This is a genomic window from Corynebacterium gallinarum (assembly GCF_014837045.1).
GTDB classification, from domain to species: domain Bacteria; phylum Actinomycetota; class Actinomycetes; order Mycobacteriales; family Mycobacteriaceae; genus Corynebacterium; species Corynebacterium gallinarum.
Genome location: NZ_JACSPR010000001.1, coordinates 47,094 through 63,284, shown reverse-complemented (window position 1 = coordinate 63,284; position 16,191 = coordinate 47,094). Strand labels below are relative to the sequence as shown.

15 protein-coding genes are annotated in these 16,191 nt (G+C 63.5%); 13 read left to right on the top strand and 2 right to left on the bottom strand.

The window, feature by feature from the left end:
• The first annotated feature begins 127 nt into the window (after window positions 1-127).
• The 5 genes from rbfA (at window position 128) to H9627_RS00270 (ending at window position 4,539) form a co-directional block, all read left to right on the top strand.
• Window positions 128-577: a 30S ribosome-binding factor RbfA gene (rbfA, locus tag H9627_RS00290; RefSeq protein ID WP_191732036.1), complete on the top strand. Its 450-nt coding sequence runs from the start codon at window positions 128-130 to the stop codon at window positions 575-577.
• A 5-nt stretch (window positions 578-582) separates the two neighbouring features.
• Complete coding sequence (locus H9627_RS00285) at window positions 583-1,581, top strand: DHH family phosphoesterase (protein WP_191732035.1); 999 nt, start codon at window positions 583-585, stop codon at window positions 1,579-1,581.
• A 16-nt stretch (window positions 1,582-1,597) separates the two neighbouring features.
• Window positions 1,598-2,974, top strand: coding sequence for an MATE family efflux transporter (locus tag H9627_RS00280; RefSeq protein ID WP_225213315.1), 1,377 nt, complete (start codon window positions 1,598-1,600; stop codon window positions 2,972-2,974).
• Between the two features lie 112 nt (window positions 2,975-3,086).
• A complete protein-coding gene (locus H9627_RS00275) occupies window positions 3,087-3,893 on the top strand; it encodes a metallophosphoesterase family protein (protein WP_191732034.1) in 807 nt (268 codons plus the stop codon).
• The gene (locus H9627_RS00270) at window positions 3,883-4,539 is read left to right on the top strand and encodes a 4'-phosphopantetheinyl transferase family protein (protein WP_191732033.1); all 657 of its coding nucleotides are present in this window, start codon (window positions 3,883-3,885) and stop codon (window positions 4,537-4,539) included. The genes H9627_RS00275 and H9627_RS00270 overlap by 11 nt, the downstream gene beginning before the upstream one ends.
• 10 nt (window positions 4,540-4,549) lie before the next feature.
• Here H9627_RS00270 and truB read toward each other — a convergent pair whose 3' ends face one another.
• Window positions 4,550-5,443 (bottom strand): tRNA pseudouridine(55) synthase TruB, encoded by an 894-nt coding sequence (truB, locus tag H9627_RS00265; RefSeq protein WP_191732032.1) that lies wholly within the window; start codon window positions 5,441-5,443, stop codon window positions 4,550-4,552.
• A gap of 31 nt (window positions 5,444-5,474) precedes the next feature.
• Here truB and H9627_RS00260 point away from each other — a divergent pair, with 31 nt between their 5' ends.
• The 4 genes from H9627_RS00260 (at window position 5,475) to H9627_RS00245 (ending at window position 10,464) form a co-directional block, all read left to right on the top strand.
• Window positions 5,475-6,500, top strand: a complete 1,026-nt coding sequence (locus H9627_RS00260; protein ID WP_191732031.1) for a bifunctional riboflavin kinase/FAD synthetase — start codon at window positions 5,475-5,477, stop codon at window positions 6,498-6,500.
• Window positions 6,501-6,572: 72 nt separating this feature from the next.
• Window positions 6,573-7,523 carry a nucleoside hydrolase gene (locus H9627_RS00255; RefSeq protein ID WP_191732030.1) on the top strand — a complete coding sequence of 317 codons (951 nt, stop codon included), beginning with the start codon at window positions 6,573-6,575 and terminating at the stop codon, window positions 7,521-7,523.
• 153 nt (window positions 7,524-7,676) lie between these two features.
• Window positions 7,677-7,946: a 30S ribosomal protein S15 gene (gene rpsO, locus H9627_RS00250; RefSeq protein WP_006767869.1), complete on the top strand. Its 270-nt coding sequence runs from the start codon at window positions 7,677-7,679 to the stop codon at window positions 7,944-7,946.
• A gap of 259 nt (window positions 7,947-8,205) precedes the next feature.
• A complete protein-coding gene (locus H9627_RS00245; protein WP_191732029.1) occupies window positions 8,206-10,464 on the top strand; it encodes a polyribonucleotide nucleotidyltransferase in 2,259 nt (752 codons plus the stop codon).
• Window positions 10,465-10,562: 98 nt separating this feature from the next.
• Here H9627_RS00245 and H9627_RS14140 read toward each other — a convergent pair whose 3' ends face one another.
• Complete coding sequence (locus tag H9627_RS14140; RefSeq protein WP_225213313.1) at window positions 10,563-11,255, bottom strand: AMIN-like domain-containing (lipo)protein; 693 nt, start codon at window positions 11,253-11,255, stop codon at window positions 10,563-10,565.
• A gap of 180 nt (window positions 11,256-11,435) precedes the next feature.
• On the opposite strand from H9627_RS14140, the gene dapB reads away from it, so the two are divergent.
• The 4 genes from dapB (at window position 11,436) to H9627_RS00220 (ending at window position 16,168) form a co-directional block, all read left to right on the top strand.
• Window positions 11,436-12,182 carry a 4-hydroxy-tetrahydrodipicolinate reductase gene (gene dapB, locus H9627_RS00235; protein ID WP_191732028.1) on the top strand — a complete coding sequence of 249 codons (747 nt, stop codon included), beginning with the start codon at window positions 11,436-11,438 and terminating at the stop codon, window positions 12,180-12,182.
• 58 nt (window positions 12,183-12,240) lie between these two features.
• Window positions 12,241-12,993, top strand: coding sequence for an FAD-dependent thymidylate synthase (thyX, locus tag H9627_RS00230; RefSeq protein ID WP_191732027.1), 753 nt, complete (start codon window positions 12,241-12,243; stop codon window positions 12,991-12,993).
• 164 nt (window positions 12,994-13,157) lie between these two features.
• Window positions 13,158-14,063: a 4-hydroxy-tetrahydrodipicolinate synthase gene (gene dapA, locus H9627_RS00225; RefSeq protein ID WP_191732026.1), complete on the top strand. Its 906-nt coding sequence runs from the start codon at window positions 13,158-13,160 to the stop codon at window positions 14,061-14,063.
• Between the two features lie 2 nt (window positions 14,064-14,065).
• Window positions 14,066-16,168: a ribonuclease J gene (locus H9627_RS00220; protein WP_191732025.1), complete on the top strand. Its 2,103-nt coding sequence runs from the start codon at window positions 14,066-14,068 to the stop codon at window positions 16,166-16,168.
• Window positions 16,169-16,191 lie beyond the last annotated feature (23 nt).

Below are 16,191 nucleotides of genomic sequence, written 5' to 3'. Positions count from 1 at the left end.
ACCGGGCCTTTTGTCGTTGTTTCCGGCAGGCTGGCGGGAATCCACACCGGTGTGCGGAATCCCTTTGCGGACAGGGTAGAATCTGCGGATAATCAGTACAACTGTCAAACCTTAAGGAGTGGTCCTCATGGTGGATAACGCCCGTGCGGCCAGAATGGCCAAACGCATTCAGACCATCGTCGCCAGCGCAATCGAACGCGAGATCAAGGACCGTCGCCTCGAGTACATCACCATCACCGATGTCACCATGACCGGCGATCTCCATGACGCCTCCGTGTTCTACACCGTCCGTGGTGAGAACGTGGGGGATGAGCCGGATCTGGAGGCTGCAGCCGAGGCGCTCCACCGTGCCCGCGGCCAGCTCCGCAAGATTGTCGGCGAGCAGCTGGGTGTCCGGTTCACCCCGACCCTGACCTACCGTGTGGACACGGTTCCGGAGGCCTCCGCCCACATGGAGGCCCTGTTGGAGCGTGCCCGCCAGCGGGATGCGGAACTGGCCAAGCTCAAGGAGAACGCCGTTCCGGCGGGTGACCCCAACCCGTACAAGTCGGATACCCGTGAAGAGGATGAGGCGTAACGTCTGTGACCATCCATTCTGATTTCCGTTCAGCAGCGGAACTGGTATCTGCTGCCCACACGGTCAGTGTGGTCGGGCACCTGCGCCCCGATGCGGATGCCATCGGCAGTGTCACCGCGACGGTCGAGGCACTGCGGCAGCTGGGCAAGGATGCCCGCGGCTACATCGGCCAGACGGACCCGATGCCCTCGAACCTGAATTCCATTCCCGGGTCGGAGGAGATCATCTTCACCTCCGTCCCGCCGGTCTCCGATCTCATCATCGTGGTGGACTGTGGGTCCCAGGAGCGCACCGGTGAGTTCGAGGAATCCATCATCGGTGCCCGTGACCGGACGATCGTGGTGGACCACCACGCCACCAACCCCGGTTTCGGCCGGGTGAACCTCATCAGCACCGAGGCGGAATCCACCACCACGATTCTCCTTGACTGGTTCGATGTGCTGGGGGTCCAGACCACCCGCACCATCGCCCACGGCCTGTATGCCGGCCTGCTCACCGACACGGGCTGTTTCCGTTGGGGTCGCCCCGTCATGCATGACATGGCACGTCGTCTCATGGAGCACGGTCTCGACATCCGTGAGATCTCCGCTGAGCTCATCGACAAGACCTCCCTGGAGGATCTCCAGCTGGTGGGTCGCATCATGTCGCGGATTGAGATGCACCGTGCAGGTCCGTACCGCCTCGCCGTGCTGGTGGCCGATCACGCCACCATCAACGGTCATTCCAAGGCCGCGGTGGAGGGCCTCATCGAAATGGTCCGTGCGGTTGACGGTGCCGATTTCGGTGCGGTGTTCAAGGAGTATGAACCGGGTGTGTTTACGGTTTCCCTGCGCTCCTCCCACCTGAGCGTGGGGTCCCTGGCGGTTCATCTCGGTGGGGGTGGGCATGTCCCCGCCGCCGGGTACACCGCCCGCGGTACCGAACTGGAGGCACTGGACACGCTCATCGCCGCCGCCGTCGAACTTGGGGAGTCCCTGACCACCACACACATGGCCAACGGTTAGGGGTCATTGATCATCCATGTCGCCTGATCCGTCCAGTGGGAACCCCGGCCATCACAGCAGTGACACGTCGGGTGATTCCACCACCGGGGAGGAGCTGGGCCAGGTCACCGCGCGGCAGATCTTCGCCCTGGCCCTGCCGGCACTGGGTGTCCTGGCGGCGATGCCGTTGTATCTGCTTCTGGATACCGCCGTCGTCGGCCGTCTCGGCGGGTTTGAGCTGGCGGCCCTCGGTGCCGCCGTGACCATCCAGTCCCAGGTGACCACCCAGCTGACCTTCCTGTCCTATGGCACCACCGCGCGTTCTGCGCGTCTCTTCGGTGCGGGGGACAGGCGTGGTGCCATCGCCGAGGGGGTGCAGGCCACGTGGGTGGCCGTGGCTGTCGGTGTGGTCATCGCAGCGATCATGATCCTGTTCGCCCCGTGGTTCACGTGGTGGCTCTCCGGGGACCGGGAGGTGGCGGACGCTGCGGCGCAGTGGTTGCGGGCAGCCGCCTTCGCCGTCCCGCTGGTGTTGATCATCATGGCCGGTAACGGGTGGTTGCGTGGCATCCAGAACACGCGACTGCCTCTCTATTTCACCCTGGCCGGGGTGATACCCGGCGCGGTTCTCATCCCCATCATGGTCGGCCGGTACGGGCTGGTGGGATCGGCCTATGCCAATGTCATCGCAGAGGGGATCACGGCTGCCCTCTTCCTCATCGCGCTGGTCAGGCACCACGACGGGCCGTGGCGCCCGCAGTGGGAGGTGATCAAGCGTCAGCTCTTCCTGGGCCGTGACCTGATCATGAGGTCGCTGAGTTTCCAGGTGGCCTTCCTGTCCGCAGCGGCGGTGGCGGCCCGTTTCGGAACGGCCTCACTGGCCGCACACCAGGTGATGTTGCAGCTGTGGAACTTCATCACCCTCGTGTTGGATTCCCTGGCGATCGCGGCACAGACACTGACGGGTGCGGCGCTCGGGGCCGGGTCCATGGCCGTGGCACGAAGGGTGGGCACCCGGGTCATCGGGTATTCCGTGGCGTTCGCCGGCCTCCTGGGCATCATCTTCGCGGCCCTGAACGGCGTCATCCCGCGGTTGTTCACCCGGGACGCAGCGGTGCTGGAGGCCATCAACAATCCGTGGTGGATCATGATCGTCATGATCATCCTGGGTGGTGTGGTCTTCGCCATCGACGGTGTTCTGCTCGGTGCGTCGGATGCGGTGTTTTTGCGCAACGCCTCCATCCTGGCGGTGCTGCTGGGTTTCCTGCCGGGGGTGTGGATCTCCTACCTCGTCGACGGTGGGCTCACCGGCGTGTGGGTGGGGTTGTTGGCGTTCATTGTCATCCGTCTCATCGCGGTGGTCTGGCGCTTCCGGTCGATGCGCTGGGCGCGGGAGGGGAGCGCGCTGTCCTGATGAGCACTTGTTGTCGCCGACAGTCCCTCCCTCATCGCGTAAACTATCAAAACCAGACCGGGCCGCATCCGGCCGTAGGGATTAATGGGGATCAATGAAGGCAGAGGTGAACGTGACCACAACACTCTGGGCGGTTGCAGACCTCCACGCAGCGGTGAAGGCGAATGCCGATCCGATCGAGAAGATCCAGCCGAAAGACCCCTCTGACTGGTTGATCGTTGCTGGTGATGTGGCGGAACGCACCGAGCTGGTGTTGTCGGTGCTCGCCCGTCTCCGTAAACGCTTCGCCACCGTCATCTGGGTGCCGGGCAACCACGAGTTGTTCTCCCGGTCCCAGGACCGGTACCAGGGGCGGGATAAGTACAACGAGCTGGTGGAGGGGTGCCGCAGGATCGATGTGCTCACCCCGGAGGATCCGTATCCCGTCTTCGCCGGGGTCACCATCGTCCCCTTGTTCACCCTGTACGACTATTCCTTCCGACGCCCCGGTTTCACCGTGGAGCAGGCGGTCCAGGCCGCCCGTGACCGTCAGGTGATGATGACCGATGAGTTCTCCATCGCCCCGTTCGTGGATATCCGTGCGTGGTGCTGGGACCGCCTGGCGTATTCCATCAAGCGCCTGTCCAAGATCACCGGGCCGACCATCCTGATCAACCACTGGCCCCTGGTGGTGGAACCGACCCAGCGGATGCGCTGGCAGGAACTCGCCCTGTGGTGCGGGACCAGACACACCCGCGGGTGGGCCGAACGGTACAACGCGCAGGCGGTGGTCTACGGCCACCTGCACATACCCGGGGTCCAGGTGATCAACGGAATCAGACATATCGAGGTCTCGCTCGGTTATCCGAGGGAGTGGGAACAGTGGGGTTCGGGCCATGTGTGGCCGTACCCGGTGATGGAGGTGGAGCATGCTGGATGAGTCCCTCTTTCCGGGATCCGCGAAGTTCTCATTCATCAGAACCGATGATGGGGACCTGAACCTGGACAATTTCCACCGGCTCCATCCCCTGGAGAAGGCCCTGGTGGCGCATGCGGTGGATATCCGCAAGGCCGAGTTCGGGGATGCCCGCTGGTGCGCCCACCAGGCATTACGTGCTCTCGGGCGTGACAGTGGTGATCCGATCCTGCGCGGTGAGCGCGGCATGCCCCTGTGGCCGTCGTCGGTGTCGGGTTCTCTGACCCACACCGATGGTTTCCGTGCGGCCGTGGTGGCACCGCGTCTGCTGGTGCGCTCCATGGGCCTGGACGCCGAACCGGCTGAGCCACTGCCCAAGGACGTTCTGGGATCCATCGCCAGGGTGGGGGAGGTACCCCAGCTCAAACGCCTGGAGGACAACGGTATCCACTGCGCCGACCGGTTGCTGTTCTGCGCGAAGGAGGCCACCTACAAGGCCTGGTTCCCGCTGACCCACCGGTGGCTGGGGTTCGAGCAGGCCGAGATCGATCTGCGCGACGACGGCACCTTCGTGTCCTACCTGCTCGTGCGCCCCACCCCGGTGCCGTTCATCTCCGGGCGCTGGGTGCTTCGCGACGGTTATGTCATCGCCGCCACCGCTGTGACCTGAAGGGATACGGTCACAGGGTGTTGGGACGCGCTACGAACACGGTGGCCAGGCGTTTCCCCTTCTCCTCCACCAGGGCGATCGACCGGCCCGACGGGGTGACCGCCGCATGCACACCCCTGAGTCCACGCGGTTCCAGCCACTTGCCCATCGACAGCGCCTCACCCTCCTCCTCGGTGATGTCCAGGACGGGGTAGGAACGCGCCAGGGCCTCATCCAGGCTCAGCGATAACCGGGCGGTGTCCTGGAGATCAGCCAGGGGGATCGCATCCTCCAGGGTGAAGGGGCCCACCTCGGTGCGTCGCAGCGCGGTCAGGTGGCCACCCACCCCCAGGGCGGCCCCCAGGTCACGCGCCAGGGAACGGATATAGGTGCCCGACGAACAGTGGACCCGCACATCCAGATCCACGAAACCACCCTCGCGGCGCTGCTCCAGCACATCGAACACGCTGACGGTCACCGGGCGCGCCGGGATATCCACCACCTCACCGTCGCGGACCCGTTCATGCGCCCGCTTCCCGTCGATCTTGATGGCGGACACACTCGCCGGCTTCTGCATGATCTCCCCGGTCAGCGAGGTGACGGCGGCGGCGATCTGGTCGTCGTCAAGCGTCGAGGCGTCAGCCGAGAAGATGACGTCCCCCTCCCGGTCGTCGGTGGTGGTGGACGCGCCGAGTCGGATGGTGCCGTCGTAGGCCTTGGTGGTGGTCACCAGGTGCGCGAGGAAACGGGTGCCACGTTCGATGCCGACCACCAGCACGCCGGTGGCCATGGGATCAAGGGTGCCCGCATGGCCGACCCTGCGGGTGGAGAAGGCGCGACGCAGTTTCGACACCACGTCGTGGGATGTCATTCCGGCGGGTTTGTCCACCACGACGAGACCTGAGTTCTGGACGGGATCATTCATGCCTGAGAAGTCTATGCCGTAACCTGTAGCCGTGGATATTTGGCGCGGTTTAAAGGAAGTTCCGGCGGACCTTGAGGGTTCGGTGGTCACAATCGGCGTGTTCGACGGTGTACACCGTGGACATCAGACACTCATGCGGGAGGCCTCCCGGCAGGCGCGTGAACTGGGGGTGCCCTGCGTGATGGTCACGTTCGACCCGCACCCGATCTCGGTGTTCCTCCCGGGCCGTCAGCCCACCCGGTTGGCGCCGCTGGACTACCGCATCACCCTTGCCGCCTCGCAGGGGGTGGAGGCGGTGCTGATCATCGACTTCACCCAGGAACTCGCCGGGTTGTCGCCTGAGGAGTATTTCCGCGTGATGGTCGTCGACGCACTGCGGGCCCGGAGTGTGGTGGTGGGGGAGAACTTCACCTTCGGCACCCACGGCGCCGGCACCGAGGCCACCATGCGTGAACTGGGTGAACAGCATGACGTGGATATCACCATCATGCCCCTGCTCCACGATGATGACCTCTGCATCTGTTCCACCCTGGTGCGCGAATTCCTCGTCGAGGGCGATGTGGCCCGTGCCAACTGGGCGCTGGGGCGTCGCTACTCCGTGCGCGGGGAGGTGGTGCGTGGGGCCGGCCGGGGAGGCAAGGAACTGGGGTACCCGACCGCGAACCTCTACCTCCCGGAGACCGTGGCGCTGCCGGCCGACGGGGTGTACGCCGGCTGGTTCACCATCACCGATGACCGCGCGATCGACAGGGAGATCTCCCGCGAGATCGACGGCGATATGGTTCCCGGTGTCCGCTATCCCACCGCGGTATCGGTGGGGACCAACCCCACCTTCGGTGATGAGCGGCGCAGCGTGGAGGCCTTTGTCCTGGACCGCGAGGCCGACCTGTACGGCCACCACGTCATGGTGGAGTTCGTCGACCGCCTGCGTCCCATGGTGAAATTCCACGGTGTGGAGGAACTCCTCGAGGCGATGGCCAACGATGTGACGCAGACGAGGGAGATCCTCGCCCGGGACAGGGAGCTTCTCGACGCACCACCCACCCCCGCTGATTAAGGCCCCGCCCACGGGCCTAGGATGGTTCCCCGAGAAGTGTTTCACCCCACCTGACGGAAAGGCATGTCCCACATGACCAAGAAGGCCATCCTGGACCTGGATACCGGCATCGATGATGCCCTCGCACTGGCCTACGCCCTGGGCTCCCCGGAGCTGGAGGTCATCGGCGTGACCTGCACCTACGGCAATGTCCTGCTGGAGACCGGTGCTGCGAACAACCTCGCGCTGCTGGAACTGTTCGGTGCCCCCGAGGTTCCGGTCTACCTCGGTGAGCCGCACGCGGTGAAGCGCGACGGGTTCGAGGTCCTGGAGATCTCCGCGTTCATCCACGGTGCCAACGGCATCGGCGAGGTCGCACTGGAGAAGGCCCGCGCCGAGGCCCGCGAAGGTGGTGTGGATTTCCTGATTGATTCCGTGCGTGAACACGGTGATGATCTGGTCATCATCGCCACCGGCCCGCTGACCAACATCGCGGCGGCGGCCGCCAAGGATTCAGCCTTCGCCGACAACGCCCACATCGTCATCATGGGTGGCGCGCTCACCGTCCCGGGCAATGTCAGCCCCTGGGCCGAGGCCAACATCAACCAGGACCCGGATGCCGCCAACGACGTCTTCCGTGCGGCTGCCGATGTGACCATGATCGGCCTCGATGTCACCCTGCAGACCCTGCTGACCACCAGGCACACCGCGCAGTGGCGTGAGCTGGGCACCCCGGCCGCCACCGCGCTGGCCGACATGACCGATTTCTACATCAAGGCCTACGAGACCACCGCCCCGCACCTGGGTGGCTGCGGTCTGCACGACCCCCTGGCCGTGGGTGTGGCCGTCGATCCGTCCCTGGTCACCCTGCTGCCGATCAACCTCAAGGTGGATGTGGAGGGCGAGACCCGTGGCCGCACCATCGGCGATGAGGTCCGCCTCAATGATCCAGTGCGCACCGCGCGTGCCGCCGTGGCCGTGGACGTCGAGCGGTTCCTGTCCGAGTTCATGACCCGCGTGGGGCGCGTGGCAGTGGGGAACTAGCCATTTGGGTGGTTCGGCCTGCCGGTGTTAAGCTGACGGACGGTTTTGTGACTGTGGTCCGCAACAGTTACAGAAAGTACATCACCTGCCTGCTTGCCAGGGGTGCGTGGTGAAAACACTTCATGCGGACTGAAATAACTAGGAGATATCCTCATGGCTCTCACTTCAGAGCAGAAGAAGTCCATCCTCGCCGAGTACGGTCTGCACGAGACCGACACCGGTTCCCCAGAGGCACAGATCGCGATGCTGACCAACCGCATCAACACCCTGACCGAGCACCTGAAGTTCCACAAGCACGATCACCACTCCCGTCGTGGTCTGCTGCTGCTCGTCGGTCGTCGTCGCGGCCTGCTGAAGTACCTGGCCGACAACAACGTCGACCGTTACCGCGACCTGATCGCACGCCTCGGCCTGCGTCGCTAATTCCCTCCTATTCCCGGCCCTTTGGCCGGGAATAGGAAGGCTCACCGCCCCGTTTCCCCGCCGTTATGGCAGGGAGGCGGGGTGGTTTTCGTGTTCCGCTACCCGGTTTTCGTGAATATAACACCATTGTCCACACTGAAAACTGGTACTGGGGTTATCTTGTTGGAGCTGGTAGAATTTCCAACGTTGTATGAAGACAGCATTAACGGTGGCACCGATGATCACCGAAAGAACTAAACATGAGGAGAACAACTCGCATATGAGCGAAGTTAAGTATTTCGAAGACACCGACTATGGCGTTATTGAAGCCATTGTCACCATCGACAACGGTGACTTCGGAACCCGCACCATCCGTTTCGAGACCGGCCAGCTGGCCCGCCAGGCAGATGGTGCTGTGACCACTTACCTCGACGATGAGACGATGCTGCTGGCCACCACCACCGCATCCAATCAGCCCCGTGAAGGCCTCGATTTCTTCCCGCTGACCGTGGACGTTGAAGAGCGCATGTACGCCGCCGGCCGCATCCCGGGGTCCTTCTTCCGTCGTGAGGGCCGCCCCTCCACGGAAGCCATCCTGGCCTGCCGCCTGATTGACCGCCCGCTGCGCCCGACCTTCGTCAAGGGCCTGCGCAACGAGGTCCAGGTCGTCATCACCGTCATGTCGGTCAGCCCCGAGGACAGCTACGATGTCGTGGCCATCAACGGTGCCTCCGCAGCCACCCGTATCTCCGGTCTGCCGGTCTCCGGTGCCGTCGGTGGTGTCCGCATGGCCCTGATCGCCGATGAGAACCACCCCGATGGTCAGTGGGTGGCCTTCCCAACCGCTGAGCAGCAGAAGGCCTCCGTCTTCGAGCTCGTCGTCGCCGGTCGTCTGGCTGAACGCAAGCGTGGAAACAAGACCTTCTCCGATGTCGCCGTGATGATGGTGGAGGCCGGTGCCTCCGAGAACGTCATCGAGCGCATCAAGGAGGGTGCTCCCGCCCCGACCGAGAAGACCGTTGCTGAAGGTCTCGAGGCCGCCAAGCCGTTCATCGATCTGCTGTGCCGTGCACAGGAGGGTCTGGCGGAGCGCGTGGCCAAGGAAGCCAAGCAATTCCCGCTGTTCCCCGCCTACTCCGATGAGGTGTACGCAGCGGTGGAGAAGCAGGCCTCCGCGAAGCTGACCCAGCTGATGACCATCAAGGGCAAGAACGAGCGCGAGAACGCCACCAACGATTTCATGGTTGAGGTCGAGGAGAAGCTGATCGGCCGTTTCGGGGATGACCTCGGTGCAGCTGTCGCCTCCAAGGAGATCCGCGCCGCCTACAACGCCCTGATGAAGAAGATCGTGCGCGGCAAGATCCTCTCCGAGGGTTTCCGCATCGACGGCCGCGGTGTCTCCGACATCCGTGACCTCGGCGTGGAGGTCGAGCTGATCCCACGTGCACACGGCTCCTCCCTCTTCGAGCGCGGCGAGACCCAGATCCTCGGTGTCACCACCCTGGACATGCTCAAGATGGAGCAGCACATCGATTCCCTGGCTCCGGTTGACACCAAGCGCTACATGCACCATTACAACTTCCCGCCGTACTCCACCGGTGAAACCGGTCGTGTGGGTTCCCCCAAGCGTCGCGAGATCGGCCACGGTGCTCTCGCCGAGCGCGCCGTGCTGCCGGTGATCCCGTCCCGCGAGGAGTTCCCGTACGCCATCCGCCAGGTCTCCGAGGCACTGGGGTCCAACGGTTCCACCTCCATGGGTTCCGTCTGCGCCTCCACGCTGTCCCTGTACAACGCAGGTGTGCCGCTGAAGGCACCGGTGGCCGGTATCGCCATGGGTCTGGTCTCCGATGAGGTTGACGGCAAGACCGAATACGTCGCCCTCACCGACATCCTCGGCGCCGAGGATGCCTTCGGTGACATGGACTTCAAGGTCGCAGGCACCGCGGAGTTCATCACTGCACTGCAGCTGGACACCAAGCTCGATGGCATCCCCTCCAATGTTCTCGCCGATGCTCTGGAGCAGGCCCGTGACGCCCGCACCGCCATCCTCGAGACCATGGCCGAGGTCATCAACGGCCCGGATGAGATGAGCCAGTTCGCCCCGCGCATCACCACCATCCAGATCCCGGTCTCCAAGATCGGTGAGCTGATCGGACCGAAGGGCAAGAACATCAACGCCCTGACCGAGGAGACCGGCGCGAACATCTCCATCGAGGATGACGGCACCGTGTTCATCTCCGCGTCCAGCGGTGAGGCTGCCGAGGCTGCGATCGAGAAGATCAACGCCCTGGCCAACCCACAGCTGCCGAAGGTCGGCGAGCGTTTCCTGGGCACCGTGGTCAAGACCACCGCCTTCGGTGCGTTCGTGTCCCTGCTGCCGGGCCGTGACGGCCTGGTCCACATCTCCAAGCTGGGCAACGGCAAGCGCGTGGAGAAGGTCGAGGACGTGGTCACCGTCGGTGAGAAGCTCCAGGTGGAGATCGCCGACATCGACAACCGCGGCAAGATCTCGCTCGTTCCGGTTGTTGAAGAGGATTAATTTTCTCCTTGAACGGAACTGACGGTGGCCCCCGGGGATAGATATCCCGGGGGCCACCGTTGTACTGCTTCCAGCGTTATCTCAGTGCATCAGGTGTGTCAGTGCATGAGGTCCACCACCACGCGGGTTGGTTCCTGCAACAGCGTGACGGAATAGTTGCGGGGTGGTCCAGACATACCGATGAAGAACTGGGCACGGGCCTCGAAGATGGTGGTGAGTACGACCTCATCCACGATGCCGCCGCCGCCGAAGGAACCGAATTCCACCCCGGGGACCGCGGCATCCGGTGGGAGGGCGATGCCATCGAGACTGATCTCGAGGAAGGAGTCGCCGGCGACCTCCACGGGCAGGCCAGAGGCCTGTTGTGCCGGCTGGGCGCTGTAGTTCGTCCACCAGCCGGGCATCCCGGTGCCACTGAAGTCGAAGACCACACGGGTGAAGGTGTCATGTTCCGCCATGCGCACATTGGTGACCGACAGGTCATAGGCACCCTCCGGGTACCGTATCTTCCGTTCCATGTCCGGATTTCCCAGCGGTTGGGTGGCAGGTGGGGTGGGGTCAGGCTTGTCGACGCTCGTCCCCGGCGTCTGTGTCGCCGTCACCATGCTGGTGGTTGTGGTCACCGACGGGGACTCGGATGGCGTTGTCGGTGAGGGGGCCGCCACGGTGCTGGTCGGGGCCGTGGTGGTGATCGTCGTCGGCCCGGTTGAGCCACCATCACCGCTGCAGCCGGCCACGCCGGACAGCAGGGCGGTGGTGAACAGTGCAAGGGTTATGGTTTTGGTATTCATAACCTAACCCTATGCTTTTTATGAGGCGTTAAAAAGGGTGTGGCCTCAACTGTTGAGGAATTGTTAGGTAGGCGCAGTGGTGGGGTCACTGCCACTGTCGGATGCCGTGGCGCTCGCCGGGGCGGTTGGGCCACCGGTCTAGACTGGTGGGGATAAACCACACAACGAGAAGGAGTTTTCATGGCAATCAAGGTTGGCGTCCTGGGCGCGAAGGGCCGCGTGGGTCAGACCATCGTGGCTGCGGTTAATGACACCGATGATCTCGAACTGGTGGCAGAGGTCGATCACGACGATGATCTTTCCATCCTGGTGGACAACGGTGCCCAGGTGGTGGTCGATTTCACCACGCCGAACGCGGTGATGGGCAACCTTGAATTCTGCATCAACAACGGCATCTCCGCGGTGGTCGGGACCACCGGTTTCGACGAGGAGCGACTCGCGCAGGTCCGTTCCTGGTGTTCGGCTAACGAGGGCGTCGGCGTGCTCATCGCCCCGAACTTCGCGATCTCCGCGGTCCTGACCATGGTCTTCGCGCGACAGGCCGCCCGCTTCTTCGAATCCGCCGAGGTCATCGAGCTGCACCACCCGAACAAGCTGGATGCACCCTCCGGTACCGCCATCCACACCGCGCAGGGCATCGCCGAGGCACGCCGTGAGGCCGGTATGGCTGACCAGCCGGACGCCACGGAACAGGCGCTGGACGGCTCCCGCGGGGCCGATGTTGACGGCATCCCGGTTCATGCCGTGCGCATGAGCGGCATGGTCGCCCACGAGGCCGTCATCTTCGGCACCCAGGGACAGACCCTGACCATCAAGCAGGACTCCTACGACCGCAACTCCTTCGCACCCGGTGTGCTGGTGGGTATCCGCAACATCGCCCAGCACCCGGGGCTGACCGTCGGCCTGGAACACTACCTGGATCTCTAAACCGGTCCGCCCATCACCACACACTGGATTTTCCCGAGAATCAAGGAGTCGAACAAGCGTGGCCGAACCGGTCGAACTGTCAGTTGAGCTCATCGCCTGCTCATCGTTCACCCCACCCGTTTCCGTGGTGTGGGACACGGACACAGACGGGGCGGAGGCACTCGTGGAGTTCGCGGGCAGGGCCTGTTACGAGACCTTCGACAAGCCCAACCCCCGGACCGCAACCAACGCGGCCTACCTCCGCCACATCATGGAGGTCGGGCACACGGCACTTTTGGAGCATGCCAGTGCGACGATGTACATCCGGGGCATCTCCCGCTCCGCCACCCACGAACTGGTGCGGCACCGCCATTTCTCCTTCTCTCAGCTCTCTCAACGCTTTGTGCATGAAGGTGAGCAGGAGGTGATCGTCCCGGACCTCATCAACGAGGATCCACAGCTGCGTTCCCTGTTCCTCCGTGCGATGGATGAGAACCGGTTCGTTTACAATGAGCTGCTCACCGCCCTCGAAGAGAAACTCGAGGGTGAGCCCAACGCGCTGCTGCGAAAGAAGCAGGCTCGACAGGCCGCCCGGGCGGTGTTGCCGAATGCGACCGAGTCGCGCATCGTGGTCACCGGAAATTTCCGATCCTGGCGTCATTTCCTGGGCATGCGCGCCAGCGAGCACGCCGACGTGGAGATCCGCGCGGTGGCGGTAGCGTGCCTGGAGAAACTGAAGGGACAGGCCCCGACGGTGTTCGGCGATTTCCAGGTGGAAACGCTTGCCGACGGAACCCAGATGGCCACCAGCCCCTACGTGACCGATTTCTAGATCCCGGTTCCTCCCGGGCGGCGGGTATCATTCCAGGTAACGCAGTCCGGCCGGAACCGGGGAGTGCCCCCGCCCGCCCGTGGGGGACAATATTTTTACAAACAGTACAAGAATTACGGGGTTGGTGAACCCCAACATTAGAGAAGAAGGTAACCTTGGTGTCCATGAGCACAGGTTTAACAGCGAAAACCGGAGTTGAGCATTTCGGTACGGTCGGAGTGGCCATGGTCACCCCGTTCACTGAATCCGGCGACCTTGATGTCGCCGCGGGCCGCGAGGTTGCGGCACACCTGGTGGACAACGGGGTGGATGCCCTGATCCTGGCCGGAACCACCGGCGAATCCCCGACCGTCACCACCGCTGAGAAACTTGCCCTGCTCAAGGCCGTCCGCGAGGAGGTGGGTGACCGCGCCAAGCTCATCGCGGGTGCCGGCACCAACAACACACGCTCATCCATTGAGCTCGCTGAGGTCTTCGCCGAGGGTGGCGCAGACGGCCTTCTGGTGGTCACACCCTACTACTCCAAGCCGAGTCAGGAGGGTCTGGTCCGTCATTTCACGGAAATCGCACAGGCCACTGATCTGCCGATCTGCCTCTATGACATTCCAGGACGTTCAGGTATTCCCATTGAGTCTGATACCATCAGACGTCTCAGTGAATTACCGACGATCCTCGCAATGAAAGATGCGAAGGGTGATGTCGTTGCAGCTGCGCCTCTGATTGAGGAAACCGGTCTCGCCTGGTATTCGGGTGATGATCCGCTCAATCTCGTGTGGCTGGCCCTGGGAGGGTCCGGCTTCATCTCCGTCATCGGACATGCCGCCCCCAATGCTCTGCGTGAGCTGTACACAAGCTTCGAGGAAGGCGACCTCGCCCGTGCGCGGGAAATCAACGCCACACTATCCCCGCTGGTAGCTGCCCAGGCCCGCCTGGGTGGTGTCAGCATGGCAAAAGCCGCCCTGCGTCTGCAGGGCATCAACGTAGGGGATCCCCGACTTCCGATTGTTGCTCCCACTGAGCAGGAACTCGAGGATCTCCGTGCAGATATGAAAAAAGCTGGAGTTCTATAAATATGAATGAATCCCGAAACCGCCCTCGGAAGGTCACCCGCAAGGCGGGCCCGCCGGAGGCAGGCCAGGAAGCCGTCGCGGAAACCCCCGTATTCCAGGCGCCTGAAGCATCAAACAGCCAGACCGCCCAGAAGGAACAGCCCACCGGTAAAGAGGACCGGGAATCCACCGGATCCGACTCGTCGAACAGGGGTGGCAACAACTCCGGACGGGGACGCTCGTCGTCCAACAGCCGTGGTGGCCGTAGCCGCCGTGGTGGCAATCAGGGCCAGGAGGGCCAGGGTAACCGCGGTAACCAGGGTGGACGCGGTCAGCGGAACCAGGGCGGACGTCGTAACGTGGTCAAGTCCATGCAGGGCGCTGACCTGACGCAACGACTGCCTGAACCCCCGAAGGCACCCGCCAACGGCCTGCGCATCTACGCACTGGGTGGCATCTCCGAGATCGGTCGCAACATGACCGTGTTCGAGTACAACAACCGCCTGCTCATCGTCGACTGTGGCGTGCTGTTCCCCTCCTCCGGTGAGCCGGGCGTGGATCTGATCCTCCCGGACTTCGGACCGATCGAAAACCACCTGGACCGCGTGGAGGCCCTCGTGGTCACCCACGGCCATGAGGACCACATCGGTGCCATCCCGTGGCTGCTCAAGCTGCGCCATGACATCCCCGTCATCGGATCCCGCTTCACGCTGGCGCTCATCGCCGCGAAGTGCAAGGAACACCGCCTGCGCCCGAAGCTCATCGAGGTCAATGAGCAGTCCAATGAGAACCGCGGACCGTTCAACATCCGCTTCTGGGCTGTCAACCATTCCATCCCAGACTGCCTGGGCCTGGCCATCAAGACCCCTGCGGGTCTGGTCATCCACACCGGTGACATCAAGCTGGATCAGACCCCGACCGATGGTCGCCCCACCGACCTGCCGGCTCTGTCCCGCTTCGGTGATGAGGGTGTCGATCTCATGCTCTGCGACTCCACCAACGCCACCACCCCGGGTGTGTCCGGTTCCGAGGCGGAGATCGCCCCGACCCTGAAGCGTCTGGTCAGTGAGGCCAAGCAGCGCGTCATCCTCGCCTCCTTCGCCTCCAACGTCTACCGCGTCCAGGCAGCTGTCGACGCCGCGGTCGCCGCGAACCGCAAGGTTGCCTTCAACGGTCGATCGATGATCCGCAACATGGAGATCGCGGAGAAGATGGGCTACCTCAAGGCTCCCCGCGGAACGATCATCTCCATGGATGATGCCTCCCGCATGGCGCCACACAAGGTCATGCTCATCACCACCGGTACCCAGGGCGAGCCGATGGCGGCACTGTCGCGCATGGCACGTCGTGAGCACCGCCAGATCACCGTGCGTGACGGTGACCTGATCATCCTGTCCTCCTCGCTCGTCCCGGGCAATGAGGAAGCTGTCTTCGGTGTGATCAACATGCTGGCCCAGATCGGTGCCACCGTGATCACCGGACGTGACGCCAAGGTGCACACCTCCGGCCACGGCTACTCCGGCGAGCTGCTCTTCCTGTACAACGCAGCGCGTCCGAAGAACGCCATGCCGGTCCACGGCGAGTGGCGCCACCTGCGCGCCAACAAGGAACTGGCCATCTCCACGGGTGTCGATCGTGACAACGTGGTGCTGGCACAGAATGGTGTGGTTGTTGACCTGGTCAACGGTCAGGCCAAGGTTGTGGGCCAGATTCCAGTCGGTAACCTTTACGTCGACGGTGTCACCATGGGTGACATCGACGCCGATATCCTCGCCGACCGCACCTCCCTCGGGGAGGGTGGACTGATCTCGATCACCTGTGTCATCGACAACCGCACCGGCCGTCTGCTGGAGCGCCCGAAGGTGGAGACCACCGGTTTCTCGGAAGATTCCAAGGCCATGATGCCTGAGGTCGCCGAGCTCGCGGAAACCACCATGAATGACCTGGCCGCCGAAGGGGAGAATGATCCCTACCGCATGGTTCAGCAGATGCGTCGCAGGCTCTCACGCTTCGTGGAGCAGAAGTGGAAGCGTCAGCCGGTCATCATGCCGACCGTCATCCCGATGACCTCGGATAATGTCGTCGTCGACGACAACGATGTCCTCGCCTCACGCGAATCCCTCTGATCCCGCGTCTGACGTAACCGTCT